Genomic DNA, 14837 nt, shown 5'->3' on the forward strand with positions numbered 1-14837 from the left:
TTCATTCGGCCGGCTTGGGCTCGGGCTTGGCCGCGCCCCTGCCGTCCTTCTGGTTCAATTCGTTGATCAGGTTGAGGATCTTGCGATTCTCGCCACCATGGCCCGCGCGTTTTTTGCTGTCCGACGCATTCTGCTTCTTGATGGCGGCAAGCACGGCCTCGACCTGAGGGTCGTTCTTGGCCATGCGATCCGCCTCTTCGCTCGTCAGGTGCTTGCGTTCGGCGCTTTGCGGCGCCGAAGCCGCGGCGGAGCGCGAAGCATCGGCCCGGGGCGCCTGAGCCGCCGGCGCCGATGCCACGGGCTCGGCGGGCCGCTCCATCTCGCCAAGCTTCTGCTTGACCATGTATTCCTGCATCTCGCGCCAGCCGGCGTAGATGGCCGCCTTGTCGGCATCGGGGTTGCGCAGGTAACACTCCTCGAGGGAGCGTCCGGTCTGACGGCATGCCGCTCCGATCGCCTTGTTGGCGTCTTTGGACAGGCCGGTCACATTGGTCAGCCAGTTGCAGGCCGACAGCGACAGGACAATGGGCAACAGCAAGAGCACCCGCATGGCGCGTCTCCTCAGGGTCGGACCGTACGCAAGTCAAGCTCGATGATCTCGCCGCTGCGACCACGGCTCTCGCGGCTCATCCAGAACAGAAAATGCGGCATGAGATCGGCAATCTGGGCGCGCTCGGTCTTGTCTTCTCCGGGATGGGTGCGGGTACGCTGCGGCGAATTGACCGGACCGGGCACCAGGAGGTTGACGCGCAAACCGGGGAACATGTCCCACTCGCTGGCCGCCACCTGCGTCAGGTAGCCCAACCCCTGCTTGGAGGCGCCGAACGCCCCCCAGAACGCGCCGGGATGCAGGCCGTGGGTTTCGCCGACGAACAGCACGGAGGCGTCCTCCGCGTCCTTGAGCAGGGGCAGGCAGGCCCGGGTCAGCGCGAACGGCGCGACGGTGTTGACCCGGTACTGGTTCATCCACTCCTCGATGCCCTGGTTGACCAGCGGCGACGAGGCGTAAAAGTGCGAGGCGCAGTGCACGATGCCGTCCAGGCGCCCGAACGTTCCCTTGATCTGGTAGGCCAGATTATTGAACTCCGTCTCCGTGGCGGTCAGCAGATCGAGGGTGATGGCGGCGGGTTCGGCAAGCCCTTCCCCGACAATGCCGTCGTACACGGCTTCCAGCCCGCGCACGCTGCGCGCGAGCAGCACCACGGAGGCGCCGTGGCGCGCATAGCATTCGGCCACGGCCCGGCCAATCCCCTGGGAAGCGCCGGTAACCAGAATCACCCGGCCGGCCAGACAGTCTTTTGCGAATTCGTTGATCATCTTCACTTTGCGTTCTGAGTAAAATCGTGCAGCAGGGCCCGAGCGGCGGAGATTCCGCTACGCACGGCCCCTTCCAGCGTGGCCGGATAGTCGGAGGCGACCCAGTCGCCGGCCAGATACATGGAGTGTAGCCCGAAGCGGGTCGCCGGACGAGCCAGGCCGACGCGCGCGGCGAAGGTGGCCCGCTTCTCGACGATGATCCGGTAGCGCTCCGGCTCGGGCAGCGCGGGGTCGATCTCCCGGACTTCCTGGACAAGCCGGCGGACCAGCACGTCCCGGTCGGCGACCTCGTCTTCCCGCGGCGCGCTGATCACCGCCGCCACCATGCCGGTCTCGCCGGTCAGCAAATCGCGGTCGAACAGCCAGTGGGCGCCATCGCGCACGCCGCACATCGAAACCGGCAGGTTGACCGGCACCGGGAATTGCAAGTACACGGTATATATCGGACAGTAATCGAATGCCTTGACGGCCGACAACAGTCCCTCATCGTCGACCAGTCCGTCCAGATGGTAGGGCGCCACGGCCAGCACCACGGCATCGAAGGTCTCGTCTCCGATTCGCCAGTTTCCGGCGTCGCCGGCAATCCCGGCGACCCGTTCGCCAAAACGCAGCCGCACCCCCTGCCCGCCAAGCCATGCGCAAGCCGGCAAGGGGAACAGTTCGGACAGATCGCTGCGCGGCAGCAGAAGATCGCTGTCGCCGCGCTCGCCGCCCAGGCTGTCGCGCAGGACATTGGCCAGAATCTGCGCCGAAGCGATATCGACGGGAGTATTCATCGCCGAGAGCACCAGAGGATGCCAGAACAGCCGGCACAGCGTGTCGCTCTGGCGTTCCCGCGCAAGCCAGCGCGAGACCGGCATGTCTTCGTCAAGCCGCCATCCGGCGAGCTTCAGGCGCGTCAGCGCGCGGGCCAGAAGGTATTTGTCCTTCCAGCCTATGCCGCGGGCAAGGACAAGACCCGCCAGAAGATGCAGCGGCGCCGGCAGCGGCGGGCACCACATGCGCAGGCCGCGCGGCCGGTACCAGCGCAATGAGGTGCGCTCGAACAGCGTTTCCGGATCCGCGCCGACCTTGCGCATCAGGGCCAGCGTGTCGCGATAGGCGCCGATCAGGATATGCTGGCCGTTGTCCAGGAAGCGCGAAGCGGTTTCGACCCGGCGCGCGCGCCCTCCCGCCTCGCGGCCCGCTTCGAAAAGCGTCACGTCGGCCGACCCCGCGAGTTCCACGGCGCAGGCAAGTCCGGACCAGCCGGCGCCGACGATGGCGACGCGCGGTGTCATGGGCGGTATCCGAACGTCCAGGTTTTCCAGGCGAGCCACAGCTTGCGCACCGGGGTCAGCGACAGGCGCTGATTGAGCACCTTGGCCGGCCCGTCCAGCGCGATCTCGTCGAGCGTGGCGCGGTAGATCGCCGCCATCAACAGACCGGGACGCTGCGCCTTGCGGTCGGCGGCGGGCAGCTTCGCCCAGGCCGCGGCATAACGCTCCCGGGCGCGCTCGATCTGAAACCGCATCAGCGCCTCGAACTCGGGCGTTTCCTTGCAGGACAGGATATCGGCGGCCGGAACGTTGAAGCGTTCCATCTCCTTCATCGGCAGATAGATGCGTCCGAGCCGGGCATCCTCGCCGACGTCGCGGGCGATATTGGTCAGCTGGAAAGCGATGCCGAGCTCGTGAGCGTAATCGAGCGTCGCCGGATCGACGAACCCGAAAATCCGCGCCGCCAGCTGACCGACCACACCGGCCACCTTGTGGCAGTACACCAGCAAGTCATCGATGCTGTCGTAGCGCGCGTACTTCAGATCCATCTCCATGCCGTCGATGATTTCCGCGAGCAGCGCCTTGTCCAGCGAGAAGGCTCCGACATGCGGAGCCAGGGCACGCGTCACGGGATGGTCGGGCTTGCCGTCGTACAGGCGGTCCAGTTCGCCGCGCCACCAGCCAAGCTTGGTACGGGCGACGTTCTCGTCGTGGCACTCGTCGACCACATCGTCGACTTCGCGGCAGAAGGCATACAGCGCGGTGATGGCGCGGCGGCGCGTTTCAGGCAGAAAGCGGAAGCTGTAATAGAAGCTCGACCCGCTGGACGCCGCCTTCTCTTGGCAATATTGATCGGGAGTCACGCCCCGCTCCTGTTCTGGTTATATCGTGGTTGTTCGGACTCAGCGCGCCAGCAGGGCGCGGCGAATCATGTAAAGCCAGTCTTTCCAGTTCAACACCGGGCGAGACGCGAACACGTCGCCGCCCGATTCGTGCAACCTGGACAAAATCCTGTCCCCCCCGAGGATGATCATGCGCAACTCGAATCCCAGACGCCCGGGCAGTTGGCGTCCGAGCGGCGCGCCGCCTTGCAGCATGCGGCGGGCGCGATCGATCTGGAACAGCATCATCGGCGTCCACATCGGCGACGGGCGGCCCGACGCGGCACCGGCGCCGATGTCCGCCTCGGTCAGGCGAAATCGCGCCAGATCCTCGGCGGGCAGGTAGACCCTGCCCTTCTTCCAGTCGACGGCCACATCCTGCAGGAAGTTGATCAACTGCAACGCGGTGCAGATGCCGTCGGACATCGCGACACGCCGCGAATCGGTCTCTCCGAATATCGCCAGCATCAGGCGTCCGACCGGATTGGCCGAGCGCCGGCAGTAATCGACCAGCTCGGCGAAGTTCTGGTAGCGGGTCTTGACCACGTCCTGGGAGAACGCGGACAAAAGGTCGTAAAACGGTTCGAGCGGCAAGTCGTGCGCGGCAATCGCCTCGCCCAGGCGCGCCATCATCGGCATGTGCGGCGCGACGCCATCGCGCACCCGGTCAAGCTCCAGCCGCAATTCGTCAAGCATCGCCAACCGCTCGGCGGCCGCCATCTCCCCCTCGTCGGCCACATCGTCGGCGTACCGTGCGAAATGATACACGGCATGCACGGCCTTGCGCATGCGGCGCGGCAACGCCAGGGACCCGACCGGAAAGTTTTCGTAGTGACCGACTGACATTCGCGTGCAGCCCGAAGAGTTGTAATGACAAAACGGATTATACCCTGACATTGACTTGAATATTTCACCGCCTGTCGCCGCATTTTCCCTTTACAAGCACAAATGCCGCACCTATAATGCGCCCCACTGTGTTTGGAACACGGGGCTATAGCTCAGCTGGGAGAGCGCTTGCATGGCATGCAAGAGGTCAGCGGTTCGATCCCGCTTAGCTCCACCAAAAACACTTCCCGGCAGTACCGACAAGTACCAGACAACCCGCACTAGCAAAGGCTATGCGGGTTTTTTGTTGCCTATCCGTTCCAGAGAATGCCAATTGAATCCGTGGGTATCAGGGGGTATATTTTTGGGTAGAAACCTATGTCATCAAGGTCGATACCCCCAACCCAATGAAAGGCTGACAGATGCCGCTCACCGATTCAGCAATCAAAAACGCCAAACCCAAGGCGGATGGCAAGATCGCAAAGTTCGCAGATGGGCAAGGTCTGAGTCTTCGGGTCATGCCCAATGGGGCAAAAACTGGCGCATGAAGTATCGCTTCGCAGGCAAGGAGAAGTTGCTTGCCATTGGCGTCTACCCCGAAGTGCCTTTGAAGGAAGCCAGACAAAAGCGCGAGGATGCCCACCGTCAGCTATCTGAGGACATCGACCCCGGTGTACACCGGAAAACCCAGAAGACCGCCAAGGCACTTCAAACAGAAAACCGTGTTGAGGCCGTGGCGCGCGAGTGGTTTGCCAAGCAGCAACCAACGTGGGCAGAAGGGCATGCCAGTAAAGTCATTCGCCGCTTTGAACTCGATGTCTTCCCATGGCTGGGCAGCCGACCTATTGCGGAAATAGAAGCGCCGGAGCTATTGGCCGCATAAGTGCCCAGCGGGTCAAAAGTCCAGCAGATCCGGGGCGATGCCCAGCGCACCTGCGATCATCTCACGATGCTCGGGAGACAGCTCGTCTAGGGCCTCGACCTTGGCATAGTCCGACACGCTGATGCCTGACAGCGCCGCGACGTCGGCCTGTGCTCGCCCCAGATGCTCGCGCCATGCTCGTGCCGGTGTCGCCCCATCAACCAGGCGCCTCACAACGTCGTGCGGAATCGTGCCGCCTCTTTTGTGCGGTTCGATCTTCTGCAGATCGTCGGCAATCTTGTCGCGCATCGTCTCAAGATCATAGTGAGCCTGCAAATTCAGCCATGATTGTGCATCAGTGCCGAAAAAAGCGGCAAGGCGCAGCGCAGTGTCTGGCGTGATGGAGCGCTTGCCGTGGACAATCTCATTGATGCGGCGCGGCGGCACGCCGATGGCTTTTGCCAACGCGTACTGAGACACGCCAATAGGCTCCAGCCAGTCAAGGGCAAGAATTTCGCCGGGGTGGGCTAATGGAGCTTCACGCATACAACCTCCCAAAGAGCCGGGGCTTCCGCCCCGGCCATCACGTCAATCAGTGGTAATCAACAATCTCGACATCGGAGGCAATCCCGTCCCGGAACCGAAAGCAAACGCGCTACCGCTCATTGATGCGGATGCTGTACTGTCCGATCCGATCCCCCTTGAGTGGTTCCAGCCTGTTGCCGGAAGGGTTCTCAAGAACTCGGATGTTTTTCGTGGCCCCGCCACGACAAGTCATGCCAGGGATTTCAACGGCTTGCCTGCCGGGCCTGGAAATGCCCTTGCCCCGCATAGCCAAGCAGGAGCAAATCCTCGGTAACCAGGACAGCCCCCAGGTGCCGAGCCGTGGCGACAATGATGCGATCCGCCGGGTCCGGATGGCACTCCCAAGGCAAACGCGTGCTAGCCACGGCAACATCCGGCGACAAGGGCGCAATGCGGATACCGGAGATCGACAGCGCCAGCTGCAGCCATTCCCCTACATCACGATCCAGCGACAAACGCCCCTTGCTGACCAGCATGGCGATTTCCCAAGGCGTGATAGCAGAAACATACAGGGTATCCTCCTGAGCGGCCTGCTCGATCAACTCAACGGTTCTGTTGGACAAACGACTGCTGTCACCCTGCATGAGCCATACCAGAACATGCGTATCAATCAAAAGACAAGTCAACGGGCGGCCTCCCAGTCGTTTTCCAAGGGTGCGACAATGTCCGCATCGAGCAGCACACTGCCCTTCAATGCGCCGAATAACTCGGCAGCCGGGGGAATCGGCACAACCTTGGCCACGGCTTTGCCATGTTTGGTAATCACAATAGGCTCCCTTGTCGCCGCCACATCGTCCAGCAATTGCAGACAGCGTGCCTTGAAGGCTCCAGCGCCAATAACGGTTTCCATACACACTCCAACCATGGTCATGAACTATGGTCTTAATCATAGCGCATTGTCGCGCGGACCGCGAAGTTCCTTTCATCCTCCCTTGAGGGATAGGCGTGGAGGTTTCTGCTCTTGTTGCACAAATTCGCCTGCGTGGCAGCTGGGTAAGATTGCGGCACACCCTAGCCCACGCGAAGCAGTAATGTTGTCATCGTTGTTGGCGCAAATCCCGCGCGATGAACCGGTAGCCAGCGTGAGCGACGATGGCGTTCAGGTTGGCCTGGCTATCGTATCGACGCGAAAGATCTTCGCCACCGCATCCGGGTCATCGAAAGACCGGTTGCGAACACTCCGATCGACGCGGCCCAGCTGTTCCAGCGAGAACGCCAGACGATCCGGATCGCACGCCAAATCCGCGCTCGCCACCCCGCAAACGCCCATCGACATCGCCACGGCAACCCCCGCACCCAAGGCAATGCGATCAATTCGCCCCTTTTGGTTCATCAAGACCCGCCTTGCCGTTCTTTTCATCACTGTCGTTGCCCCTTTCATTGGCCACAGGCGTGTCCTGGTCCACCTGCGCCATGCAGTCTATGCAACAAAAATGACAAAAACATTCACACGAAACCTCGGCGGAGACGCCATCGGTACCGGCAAAAAACGGGAAAGGAGAAGGAAGTGAAGACGCGGTGGCCAGTGACCACCGCGTCCTGTGTCACGACGCGGCGTTGCCGGATCGGGAGGATTGGAAAAGACGGCGCACCAGCACGAAGAACAGCGGAACGAGCAGGATGCCGAGCACGGTGGAGGCCACCATGCCGCCCAGCACGCCGGTGCCGATGGCGTTCTGGCCGCCCGAGCCTGCGCCGTTGGCCAGCGCCAGAGGCAACACGCCCAGGCCGAACGCCATCGACGTCATCAGGATCGGACGCAGCCGCATGCGCGCCGCCTCGACCGTCGCCTCGATGAGCTCCATGCCCTGCTCCTGAAGCGACTTGGCGAACTCGATGATCAGGATCGCGTTCTTGGTCGCCAAACCGATGGTGGTCAGCAAACCGACCTGGAAGTAGACATCGTTCGACAGGCCGCGCAACCAGGTCGCCAGCAAGGCGCCGGCCACGCCCAACGGCACCGCCAGCATCACCGAGAACGGAATCGACCAGCTCTCATACAGCGCCGCGAGGCAGAGAAACACCACCAGCATCGATAGCGCGTACAACAGCGTGGATTGGGAACCGGCGAGCCGCTCCTGGTAGGACTGGCCGGTCCAGGCATAGCCGATGCCGGCCGGCAGTTTCGCCGCGATCTCTTCCATCGCCTTCATGGCCGTGCCGGTACTGCGGCCCGGGGCCGCCTGCCCCATGATCTGGACGGAAGGCACGCCGTTATAGCGCTCGAGGCGCGGCGAGGCGTACGTCCACCGGGCCCGGGAGAACACCGAGAACGGCACCATGTCGCCCTTGCTGTTCTTCACGTACCAGCGATCCAGATCCTGTGGCTGCATGCGGTAGCGAGCCTCGCCCTGCATGTAGACTTTCTTGATCCGGCCACGGTCGAGAAAATCGTTCACATAGCTGCCGCCCCACACCGTCGAGAGCATATCGTTGACATCGGCCATATTCAGGCCGAAGGCGCCGGCGCGGGCCGGATCCACCTCCAGCCGGTACTGCGTGGTGTCGTCCATGCCGTTCGGCCGGACACCGACCAGATCAGGGTGCTTGGCCGCCATGCCAAGCAGCTGGTTGCGCGCCTCGACGAGTTTCGCGTGCCCCAGCCCGCCCCGGTCCTGCAGCTGGAAATCGAAGCCGGAGGCATTGCCAAGATCCATCACCGCGGGCGGCGCGAACGCGAACACCATCGCCTCGTGAATGCGCGAAAACGCCCCCATGGCCCGCCCGGCGAGCGCATGAACCTTCTGTTCGGCCGCCGGGCGCCGGCTCCAGTCCTTGAGCATCACGAACGCCATCCCGGCATTCTGGCCGCTGCCGCCGAAACTGAAGCCCGCCACGGAAAACACCGACTCCACATTCGCCTTCTCGCTGACCAGGAAATGGTCCTCGACCTTCTTGAGCACCTTGACGGTATCCTCCTGGGTCGAGTTGGGCGGCAGCTGCACCTGGGCGAACACGATGCCCTGGTCCTCGTCCGGCAAAAAGGACGTCGGCAGCCGCCAGAACAGCACCCCCATGATCGCCACGATGGCCAGATACAGCAGGGCGAAACGGCCGGTTCGGCCAAGAATCCCGCCGACCAGACCCCGATAGCGCTCGGTGCCGCGGTCGAACTGGCGGTTGAACCACCCGAAAAAGCCCTTGTGATACTTCTCGTGCTCCTTGTCCAGCGGCTTGAGCAAGGTCGCGCACAGCGCCGGCGTCAGCACCAGGGCCACCAGCACCGACAGCACCATGGCGGAGACGATGGTGATGGAGAACTGGCGATAGATCACGCCGGTCGATCCCCCGAAAAACGCCATCGGCACGAATACCGCCGACAACACGAGGCCGATGCCCACCAGCGCGCCGGTGATCTGGTCCATCGATTTGCGTGTCGCCTCCCTGGGCGACAGCCCCTCCTCGCTCATCACCCGCTCGACGTTCTCGACCACCACGATGGCGTCGTCCACCAGAAGGCCGATGGCCAGCACCACGGCGAACATGGTCAGCGTGTTGATCGAATAGCCGAAGGCGTACAGCACCCCGAAGGTGCCGAGCAGCACCACCGGCACGGCGATGGTCGGAATCAGCGTGGCCCGGAAGTTCTGCAAAAAGAGATACATGACCAGGAACACCAGCACGATGGCTTCGGCCAGCGTCACGATCACCTCGTGGATGGAAATTCTCACCACCGGCGAGGTATCGAACGCGTAGACCGTTTTCATTCCGGCCGGGTACTGTTTTTCCAGATCGGCGATCGTCTCCCGGACCGCCTGCGCCGTTTTCAGGGCATTGGCGCCCGTGGCCAGGTTGACCGCGATGCCGGTCGCCGGCTTACCGTTGAAGCGGGACACGAAATCGTAACTCTCCCGCCCCAGCTCGATGCGCGCCACGTCCTTCAGCCGCACCACGGAACCGTCGTCATTGACGCGCAATACGATCTGGCCGAACTGGGCCGGCGTGCGCAGCAAGGACTGGGAGGTCACCGTCACGTTGAGTTTCTGCCCCTTGACGGAGGGAGTGCCGCCCAACTGGCCGGCCGACACTTCGGCGTTCTGCGCGGAAATGGCGGCGCTGACCTCCGCCGGAGTGAACTTGTAACTGAACAGCTTGTTCGGATCGAGCCAGACGCGCATGGCGTAGGGCGCGCCGAACAGTTGCACCCCGCCCACACCGTCGACCCGGCTGATCGGATCGAGCAGGTTGGCCGACGCATAGTCGTCCAGATCGGCGCCATTGAAGTTGCCGTTCTCGGACACGAGGCCGACCACCATCAGGAAATTGGAGACCGATTTGGACACCGAAATGCCCGCCTTCTGCACCACTTGCGGCAGCTTCGGCGTGGCCAGCTGCAGCTTGTTCTGCACCTGCACCTGAGCCACATCGGGATTGACGTTGGCATTGAAGGTCAGCGAAATGGTGACGCCGCCGGCCGAGTCGCTCGTCGACGACATATAGGTCAGCCCGTCCAGCCCCTTCATGTTCTGCTCGATCACCTGGGTCACGGTGTTTTCGATGGTGGAGGCGGAAGCGCCCGGGTAGCTCGCGTTGATGCTGACCTGCGGCGGGGCGATGTTGGGGTACTGGGAAACCGGCAAGCCGGTGATCGCCATCACGCCGGCGAGCATGATGACGATGGCGATGACCCAGGCGAAAATCGGACGGTCGATGAAAAAGCGCGACATGGGTCACTCCCCCGCGCCGGCGGCATGGTCCTGCGGAGCCGGCACCGCCTTGACGGGCATCCCGGGCTGGATATGCTGCAAGCCGCCGACGATCAGCAGATCGCCCGGTTTCAGGCCGGCGCTCACCAGCCATTCGCCATTGACGACGCGCGGTGTCTGCACCACGCGCTGTTCGGCCTTGCCGTCCTTGCCGACCACCATGGCGACCGCCTGCCCCTTGCTGTCCCGGGCGATGACGTTTTGCGGCACGAGGATCGCCTGTTCGCTCACGCCTTCCACAAGACGGGCGCGCACGAACATGCCCGGCAGAAGATCATGCCGCGGATTGGGGAAGACGGCGCGCAGCGTGACCGACCCGGTGCTCGGATTCACCGTCACATCGGAGAACTCCAGCTTGCCCTCCCGGGAATACGCCGAACCGTCTTCGAACATCAGTTTGACGCGCGCCGCCGTGGCGCCCGCGCTCTTGATCGCGCCGCTGGCCAGATCCCGCTTGAGCTGCAGGAGCTCGCCCGTCGAACGGGTCACGTCCACATAGATCGGATCGAGCCGCTGGATCGTCGCCAGCGGTTCGGCCTGCCCGGTGGTCACCAGCGCGCCGATCGTCACGTTCGACTTGCCGATCCGCCCGGACACCGGGGCGGTGACACGGGCGTAATTCAGGTTGATGCGCGCCGTTTCGGCCGTCGCCCGCGCCTGCTTGAGCAGGGACATCGTATCGTCGTAATCCTGGCGACTGACGGCATCGACGGCGGACAGCTGCCGGTAGCGCTCGGCCTTCTGGTTCAGCGCGGCGAGGTTCGCTTCGGCGCTGTCCAGCGTCGCCCGATACGTGGCCGGGTCGATCTGATACAGAGGCTGGCCGGCCTTGACATCGCTGCCCTCCTCGAACAGACGCTTGAGCACGATGCCGCCCACCTGCGGCCGCACTTCGGCCAGGGTGAACGCGGCGGTCCGCCCCGGCAGTTCGGTATCGAGCACGGCGGGGCGCGCTTCGATTTTCCGGACCAGGACTTCGGTCGGGCCGTGCGCAGGTTCTTGCTGCGCCGGGGAGCAACCTGTCACGGCGATGCCAAGCAGCGCCAGAATAACCGGGAGTGTCTTAATCGATTGGCTTGTGTGCATAAAAAATCCGGATAACGGAAAACGCCTCTACTGCCCGTCCGCGCTCCTCGCGGCCTGCGCGGACAATTCCAGCAAGGCGGAAAGCAGGGCGCCGGTCCTGGACTCGGGCAACGGATAAAGACCGAGCAGCCTCGCGAACCAGAACCCCTCGGCGGCCAGCCGGCAGACCAGAAAGGTCAGAGCCCGTTCCGGCGGGCCCTGATCATCCTCATCGAGAAATCCGGCCATCATTGACCGGGCGCGTTCCCTGCATGGCGGCCAGTTGAACAGCAAAATCGCCAGACCCATCTGGTGCTTGCCGGTACCGGCGTCCAGAAGATTGGCCTTGATATACGCATCGACACCGGAGGTGGATCCCTCGCCCTCGCTCTGACGCAACGCCCGGTAGAATCGGAGGAATTCGTCGGCCAACCCGTCGAACAGGGCATCGATCAGCGCCGGCTTGCTGGGAAAGTGATGCGTCAACCCTCCCTTGCTGACCTCCGCCCGGCGGGCCACGGCATTCAGCGTCACGGCATGAAAGCCTTCCTCGATCATGATGTCGAGTGCGGCGGACAGCAACGCCGCACGCATTTTGTCGGGCTGCTTAGGCTTCCTGTTCGCTCTTGTCATAAAAGAGACCGCTTAGTCGGTTTGGTATTCTGGCGTGAAACCCGGCAACGGGCAAGGCCGGCGGCCCGCCACGGGCAAGGATGCAACACCGGGTCAGGCAACGTCATAGGCCATCTGTCATGGTTGCCCCCTATAATGGCCGACTCCGATTCCCGACCGTCACGCCATGAACGACTACCGCATCGAACCGGCCACGGCCCGCCATGTGCCGCACCTGCCCGCCATCGAACGGGCCGCCGCCACCCTCCTCGCCGGCTATGCGCCCGCCGCAGCCCTGGAAAACGGACTGACCGCCGGCGAGTTCGCGCGAGCCCGCGAAGAACAGCGCCTGTGGATCGCGCTCAACGGCGACACGCCGGTCGGTTTCGCGCTTGTCGAACACTTCGCGCCAAAGCACGTTCATCTGGCGGAAATGGATGTGCACCCCGATCACGGCCGCCGCGGCGTGGGCCGGCAATTGCTGACCCATGTGCTCGCCGCGCTTGGCGACAGCGGCGTCATCACCCTGACCACCTTCCGCGACCCGCCCTGGAACCGTCCGTTCTACGCTTCACTGGGGTTCGAGGAATGGCCCGAGACACGCTGGAACGCGCCGCTGCGCGCATGCGTCGAACGCGAGGAGGCGCACGGTCTTGCCCGGCGCACCCGGATAATCATGGGACGCGCGCTGCCGTTCTGATCGAACATTTTCCCATTCGCAAGGAGACGAATCATGCGAAAACTCATGCTCGTCCTGCTCGGACTGGCCATGCCCTGCGCGCGCGCAGAGGACAGCGATGGACGCGCCCTGCTGCGCCGGTTCAACGAGGCGCTGATGGCGAGCCACAGCGCCACGCGCACGCTCGAGGCCTGGTGCCGCGACCGCCATTTGGCGCCGGCGCCGCGCATCGTCGCCGATCGCGATCTTTCCGTGCGGATCGATGCGGACGAGGCAATCCGCCGGCGGCTCGCGGTCTCCGCGTCGGAGCCGGTGAAATACCGTCGTGTCGCCTTGCGCTGCGGGCAGGCGGTGCTGTCCATCGCCGATAACTGGTATGTTCCGGCAAGGCTCACCGCCGCGATGAACACGGCGCTCGATACCAGCGACACGCCGTTCGGCGCCGCGATCGCGGCGCTCTCGCCGGTGCGCGTGCCGCTGTCCGTCGAGGAAGCGTGGCCCGCCACGGAACCGGAGGCGCCCGCCGTCCTGCTGCGGCACCGCACCTTGCTGACGCTGCCCAACGGGCAGCCGATCAGTCTTGTCGTCGAAAATTATCAGAAAGCCTTGCTCGGCCCCTCCGCCGAATGACGTCCCCACGTCGGCGCCGGCTTGTGGCAAACTCGGGTTACATAATTATTACGTGAACGGAAACCATATGTATTGCGCGCACTGCGGTCAGGACAACAGCGAAACTCGTTCGGCATGCGCCGCCTGCGGAGCGCCGGCGCACGACGCAGGAGCCCCGGGAGGGTTCTGGATACGGACGCTCGCCGCCCTGCTGGATCTGGTGTTCACGCTGATGCTCGGACTCTTGCTGATCGGCCCGTTGAGCCTGGCCGCCGACGCCCTGCTCGGCGGCGCGGATCCGTCGGAGGCGGAGCGCGCGGGCCAATGGCTCGGCAATGCCTTGCTGCTGACCATCCTGTGGCTGTGTTCGGCGGCGTTCGAGTCGTCCTCCTGGCAAGCCACTCCCGGCAAGAAAATCCTTGGCCTGCGCGTCGGCGACGGATCGGGTCGGCGGCTCACCCTGTGGCGCGCCATCGCCCGTCAGGCCGGCAAATGCCTCTCGGCCGCGGTGCTCGGTCTGGGCTTCCTCGCGATCGCGATCGACCGCGACAGGCGCGCTATGCACGACAGGCTGGCCGGCACCCGGGTCACCCGGCCCTGACAGGCTCCCGTCTTCACTCGGACAGGCGGAACAGCTCGCGCAAATGGTTGGCAAGACCGTGCGGATGATGATGGCCGATTTGCGGCAGGTCCGGCAGCTCCTCCACCAGCCGCCGGTGGGCGTTGCCCATCAGGCGCGGATGGCCGGCCGCGCGCAGCAGCTCGATATCGTTCTGCCCGTCGCCGAACGCCAGGCACGCTTTCGCATCGATTCCCAGCCGGTCGAGCACGAGCTGCAGGGCGTGGCCCTTGGAGACGCCCCGGGCCATGACTTCCAGGCAGTCGTCCGCGGAAAAGGTGATGTAGGCGCCATCGCCCAGCCGTTCATGCAAGCGGCGCTCCACCTCCAGCAGTTCGTCATGCCGCCCGATGTACAGCACCTTGTAGACGCCAAGGCCGGAATGGGTGGACAGGTCCGCGACGCGGTAGGTCATTCCGGAATCCTTGTGGACATGCAATAACTGGGGCGCGGGGCGGTCGATCAGCCAGCCTTCGTCCAGATAGAAATTGGTCAGGCAGTCCGGTGTCGCCACGCCGGGCGCGGCGATCGCCCGCACGGCGTCGGGCGGCAGGTCCGCCTGAAAAATCAGCCGGTCGTCCGGGTCGTGCACGCGCGCGCCGTTGGCGGTGATCAGGTGAGCATCGATGCCGAGGCTCTGGCGGATGCCGCGCACGTCAAGGTAGTGCCGCCCGGTCGCCAGGGCGAACCGCACGCCAAGACCCGCGATTTCGCGCAGGGTCCGCGCCGTGTGTTCATGGACGCGATGCGCCTTGTCCAGCAAGGTGCCATCCAGATCCGAAGCGATGAAACGGTACACAACCAGCTCCTTTGAGCCA

At 63.9% G+C, this 14837-nt stretch carries 17 protein-coding genes, 1 tRNA gene and 1 pseudogene; 7 read left to right on the plus strand and 12 right to left on the minus strand.

Annotated elements, in window-relative coordinates; all coding sequences use genetic code 11:
• Nucleotide 1 precedes the first annotated feature (1 nt).
• From JNO50_RS12770 to hpnC, 5 genes are read right to left on the minus strand one after another with little or no spacing between them, the layout of a single operon-like run.
• Nucleotides 2-550 (minus strand): hypothetical protein, encoded by a 549-nt coding sequence (locus tag JNO50_RS12770; protein WP_189536679.1) that lies wholly within the window; start codon nucleotides 548-550, stop codon nucleotides 2-4.
• An 11-nt stretch (nucleotides 551-561) separates the two neighbouring features.
• Nucleotides 562-1317: an SDR family oxidoreductase gene (locus JNO50_RS12775; protein WP_189536676.1), complete on the minus strand. Its 756-nt coding sequence runs from the start codon at nucleotides 1315-1317 to the stop codon at nucleotides 562-564.
• Between the two features lie 2 nt (nucleotides 1318-1319).
• Complete coding sequence (gene hpnE, locus JNO50_RS12780; RefSeq protein WP_189536674.1) at nucleotides 1320-2597, minus strand: hydroxysqualene dehydroxylase HpnE; 1278 nt, start codon at nucleotides 2595-2597, stop codon at nucleotides 1320-1322.
• Complete coding sequence (hpnD, locus tag JNO50_RS12785) at nucleotides 2594-3439, minus strand: presqualene diphosphate synthase HpnD (protein ID WP_189536671.1); 846 nt, start codon at nucleotides 3437-3439, stop codon at nucleotides 2594-2596. Before hpnD ends, hpnE begins: the two co-directional genes overlap by 4 nt.
• Nucleotides 3440-3478: 39 nt before the next feature.
• Entirely contained in the window at nucleotides 3479-4303 is an 825-nt protein-coding gene (gene hpnC, locus JNO50_RS12790; RefSeq protein ID WP_189536669.1) for a squalene synthase HpnC, read from the minus strand.
• 141 nt (nucleotides 4304-4444) lie between these two features.
• Here hpnC and JNO50_RS12795 point away from each other — a divergent pair.
• From JNO50_RS12795 to JNO50_RS19280, 3 genes and pseudogenes are all read left to right on the plus strand, one after another.
• A tRNA-Ala gene (locus JNO50_RS12795) sits at nucleotides 4445-4520 on the plus strand.
• 184 nt (nucleotides 4521-4704) lie between these two features.
• Nucleotides 4705-4913, plus strand: a pseudogene (locus JNO50_RS19275) (Arm DNA-binding domain-containing protein); the annotation flags it as partial.
• Between the two features lie 102 nt (nucleotides 4914-5015).
• The gene (locus JNO50_RS19280; protein ID WP_373298410.1) at nucleotides 5016-5165 is read left to right on the plus strand and encodes a phage integrase central domain-containing protein; all 150 of its coding nucleotides are present in this window, start codon (nucleotides 5016-5018) and stop codon (nucleotides 5163-5165) included.
• Nucleotides 5166-5177: 12 nt separating this feature from the next.
• On the opposite strand, the gene JNO50_RS12805 is transcribed toward JNO50_RS19280, so the two are convergent.
• The 3 genes from JNO50_RS12805 to JNO50_RS12815 form a co-directional block, all read right to left on the minus strand.
• Nucleotides 5178-5690 carry a HigA family addiction module antitoxin gene (locus JNO50_RS12805; RefSeq protein WP_189536668.1) on the minus strand — a complete coding sequence of 171 codons (513 nt, stop codon included), beginning with the start codon at nucleotides 5688-5690 and terminating at the stop codon, nucleotides 5178-5180.
• Nucleotides 5691-5932: 242 nt separating this feature from the next.
• Nucleotides 5933-6355, minus strand: coding sequence for a type II toxin-antitoxin system VapC family toxin (locus tag JNO50_RS12810; protein ID WP_215796372.1), 423 nt, complete (start codon nucleotides 6353-6355; stop codon nucleotides 5933-5935).
• On the minus strand, nucleotides 6352-6579 hold the full coding sequence (locus tag JNO50_RS12815; RefSeq protein ID WP_189536725.1) for a type II toxin-antitoxin system Phd/YefM family antitoxin: 228 nt from the start codon (nucleotides 6577-6579) through the stop codon (nucleotides 6352-6354). Before JNO50_RS12815 ends, JNO50_RS12810 begins: the two co-directional genes overlap by 4 nt.
• 181 nt (nucleotides 6580-6760) lie before the next feature.
• On the opposite strand from JNO50_RS12815, the gene JNO50_RS12820 reads away from it, so the two are divergent.
• Nucleotides 6761-7240, plus strand: a complete 480-nt coding sequence (locus JNO50_RS12820) for a hypothetical protein (protein WP_215796373.1) — start codon at nucleotides 6761-6763, stop codon at nucleotides 7238-7240.
• A 33-nt stretch (nucleotides 7241-7273) separates the two neighbouring features.
• Here JNO50_RS12820 and JNO50_RS12825 read toward each other — a convergent pair whose 3' ends face one another.
• From JNO50_RS12825 to JNO50_RS12835, 3 genes are read right to left on the minus strand one after another with little or no spacing between them, the layout of a single operon-like run.
• Nucleotides 7274-10396 carry an efflux RND transporter permease subunit gene (locus JNO50_RS12825; RefSeq protein ID WP_189536665.1) on the minus strand — a complete coding sequence of 1041 codons (3123 nt, stop codon included), beginning with the start codon at nucleotides 10394-10396 and terminating at the stop codon, nucleotides 7274-7276.
• A gap of 3 nt (nucleotides 10397-10399) precedes the next feature.
• The gene (locus tag JNO50_RS12830) at nucleotides 10400-11521 is read right to left on the minus strand and encodes an efflux RND transporter periplasmic adaptor subunit (protein WP_189536663.1); all 1122 of its coding nucleotides are present in this window, start codon (nucleotides 11519-11521) and stop codon (nucleotides 10400-10402) included.
• A gap of 27 nt (nucleotides 11522-11548) precedes the next feature.
• Nucleotides 11549-12094: a TetR/AcrR family transcriptional regulator gene (locus tag JNO50_RS12835; protein ID WP_189536661.1), complete on the minus strand. Its 546-nt coding sequence runs from the start codon at nucleotides 12092-12094 to the stop codon at nucleotides 11549-11551.
• Between the two features lie 205 nt (nucleotides 12095-12299).
• Here JNO50_RS12835 and JNO50_RS12840 point away from each other — a divergent pair, with 205 nt between their 5' ends.
• The 3 genes from JNO50_RS12840 (at nucleotide 12300) to JNO50_RS12850 (ending at nucleotide 14001) form a co-directional block, all read left to right on the plus strand.
• On the plus strand, nucleotides 12300-12812 hold the full coding sequence (locus JNO50_RS12840; protein ID WP_189536660.1) for a GNAT family N-acetyltransferase: 513 nt from the start codon (nucleotides 12300-12302) through the stop codon (nucleotides 12810-12812).
• A 33-nt stretch (nucleotides 12813-12845) separates the two neighbouring features.
• Nucleotides 12846-13421 (plus strand): hypothetical protein, encoded by a 576-nt coding sequence (locus tag JNO50_RS12845; RefSeq protein WP_189536658.1) that lies wholly within the window; start codon nucleotides 12846-12848, stop codon nucleotides 13419-13421.
• Nucleotides 13422-13488: 67 nt separating this feature from the next.
• Complete coding sequence (locus JNO50_RS12850; protein WP_189536656.1) at nucleotides 13489-14001, plus strand: RDD family protein; 513 nt, start codon at nucleotides 13489-13491, stop codon at nucleotides 13999-14001.
• 13 nt (nucleotides 14002-14014) lie between these two features.
• Here JNO50_RS12850 and JNO50_RS12855 read toward each other — a convergent pair whose 3' ends face one another.
• Entirely contained in the window at nucleotides 14015-14818 is an 804-nt protein-coding gene (locus tag JNO50_RS12855) for a Cof-type HAD-IIB family hydrolase (protein ID WP_189536654.1), read from the minus strand.
• Nucleotides 14819-14837 lie beyond the last annotated feature (19 nt).

Source organism: Paludibacterium paludis (assembly GCF_018802605.1).
In the GTDB taxonomy this organism is placed as follows: Bacteria; Pseudomonadota; Gammaproteobacteria; order Burkholderiales; family Chromobacteriaceae; genus Paludibacterium; species Paludibacterium paludis.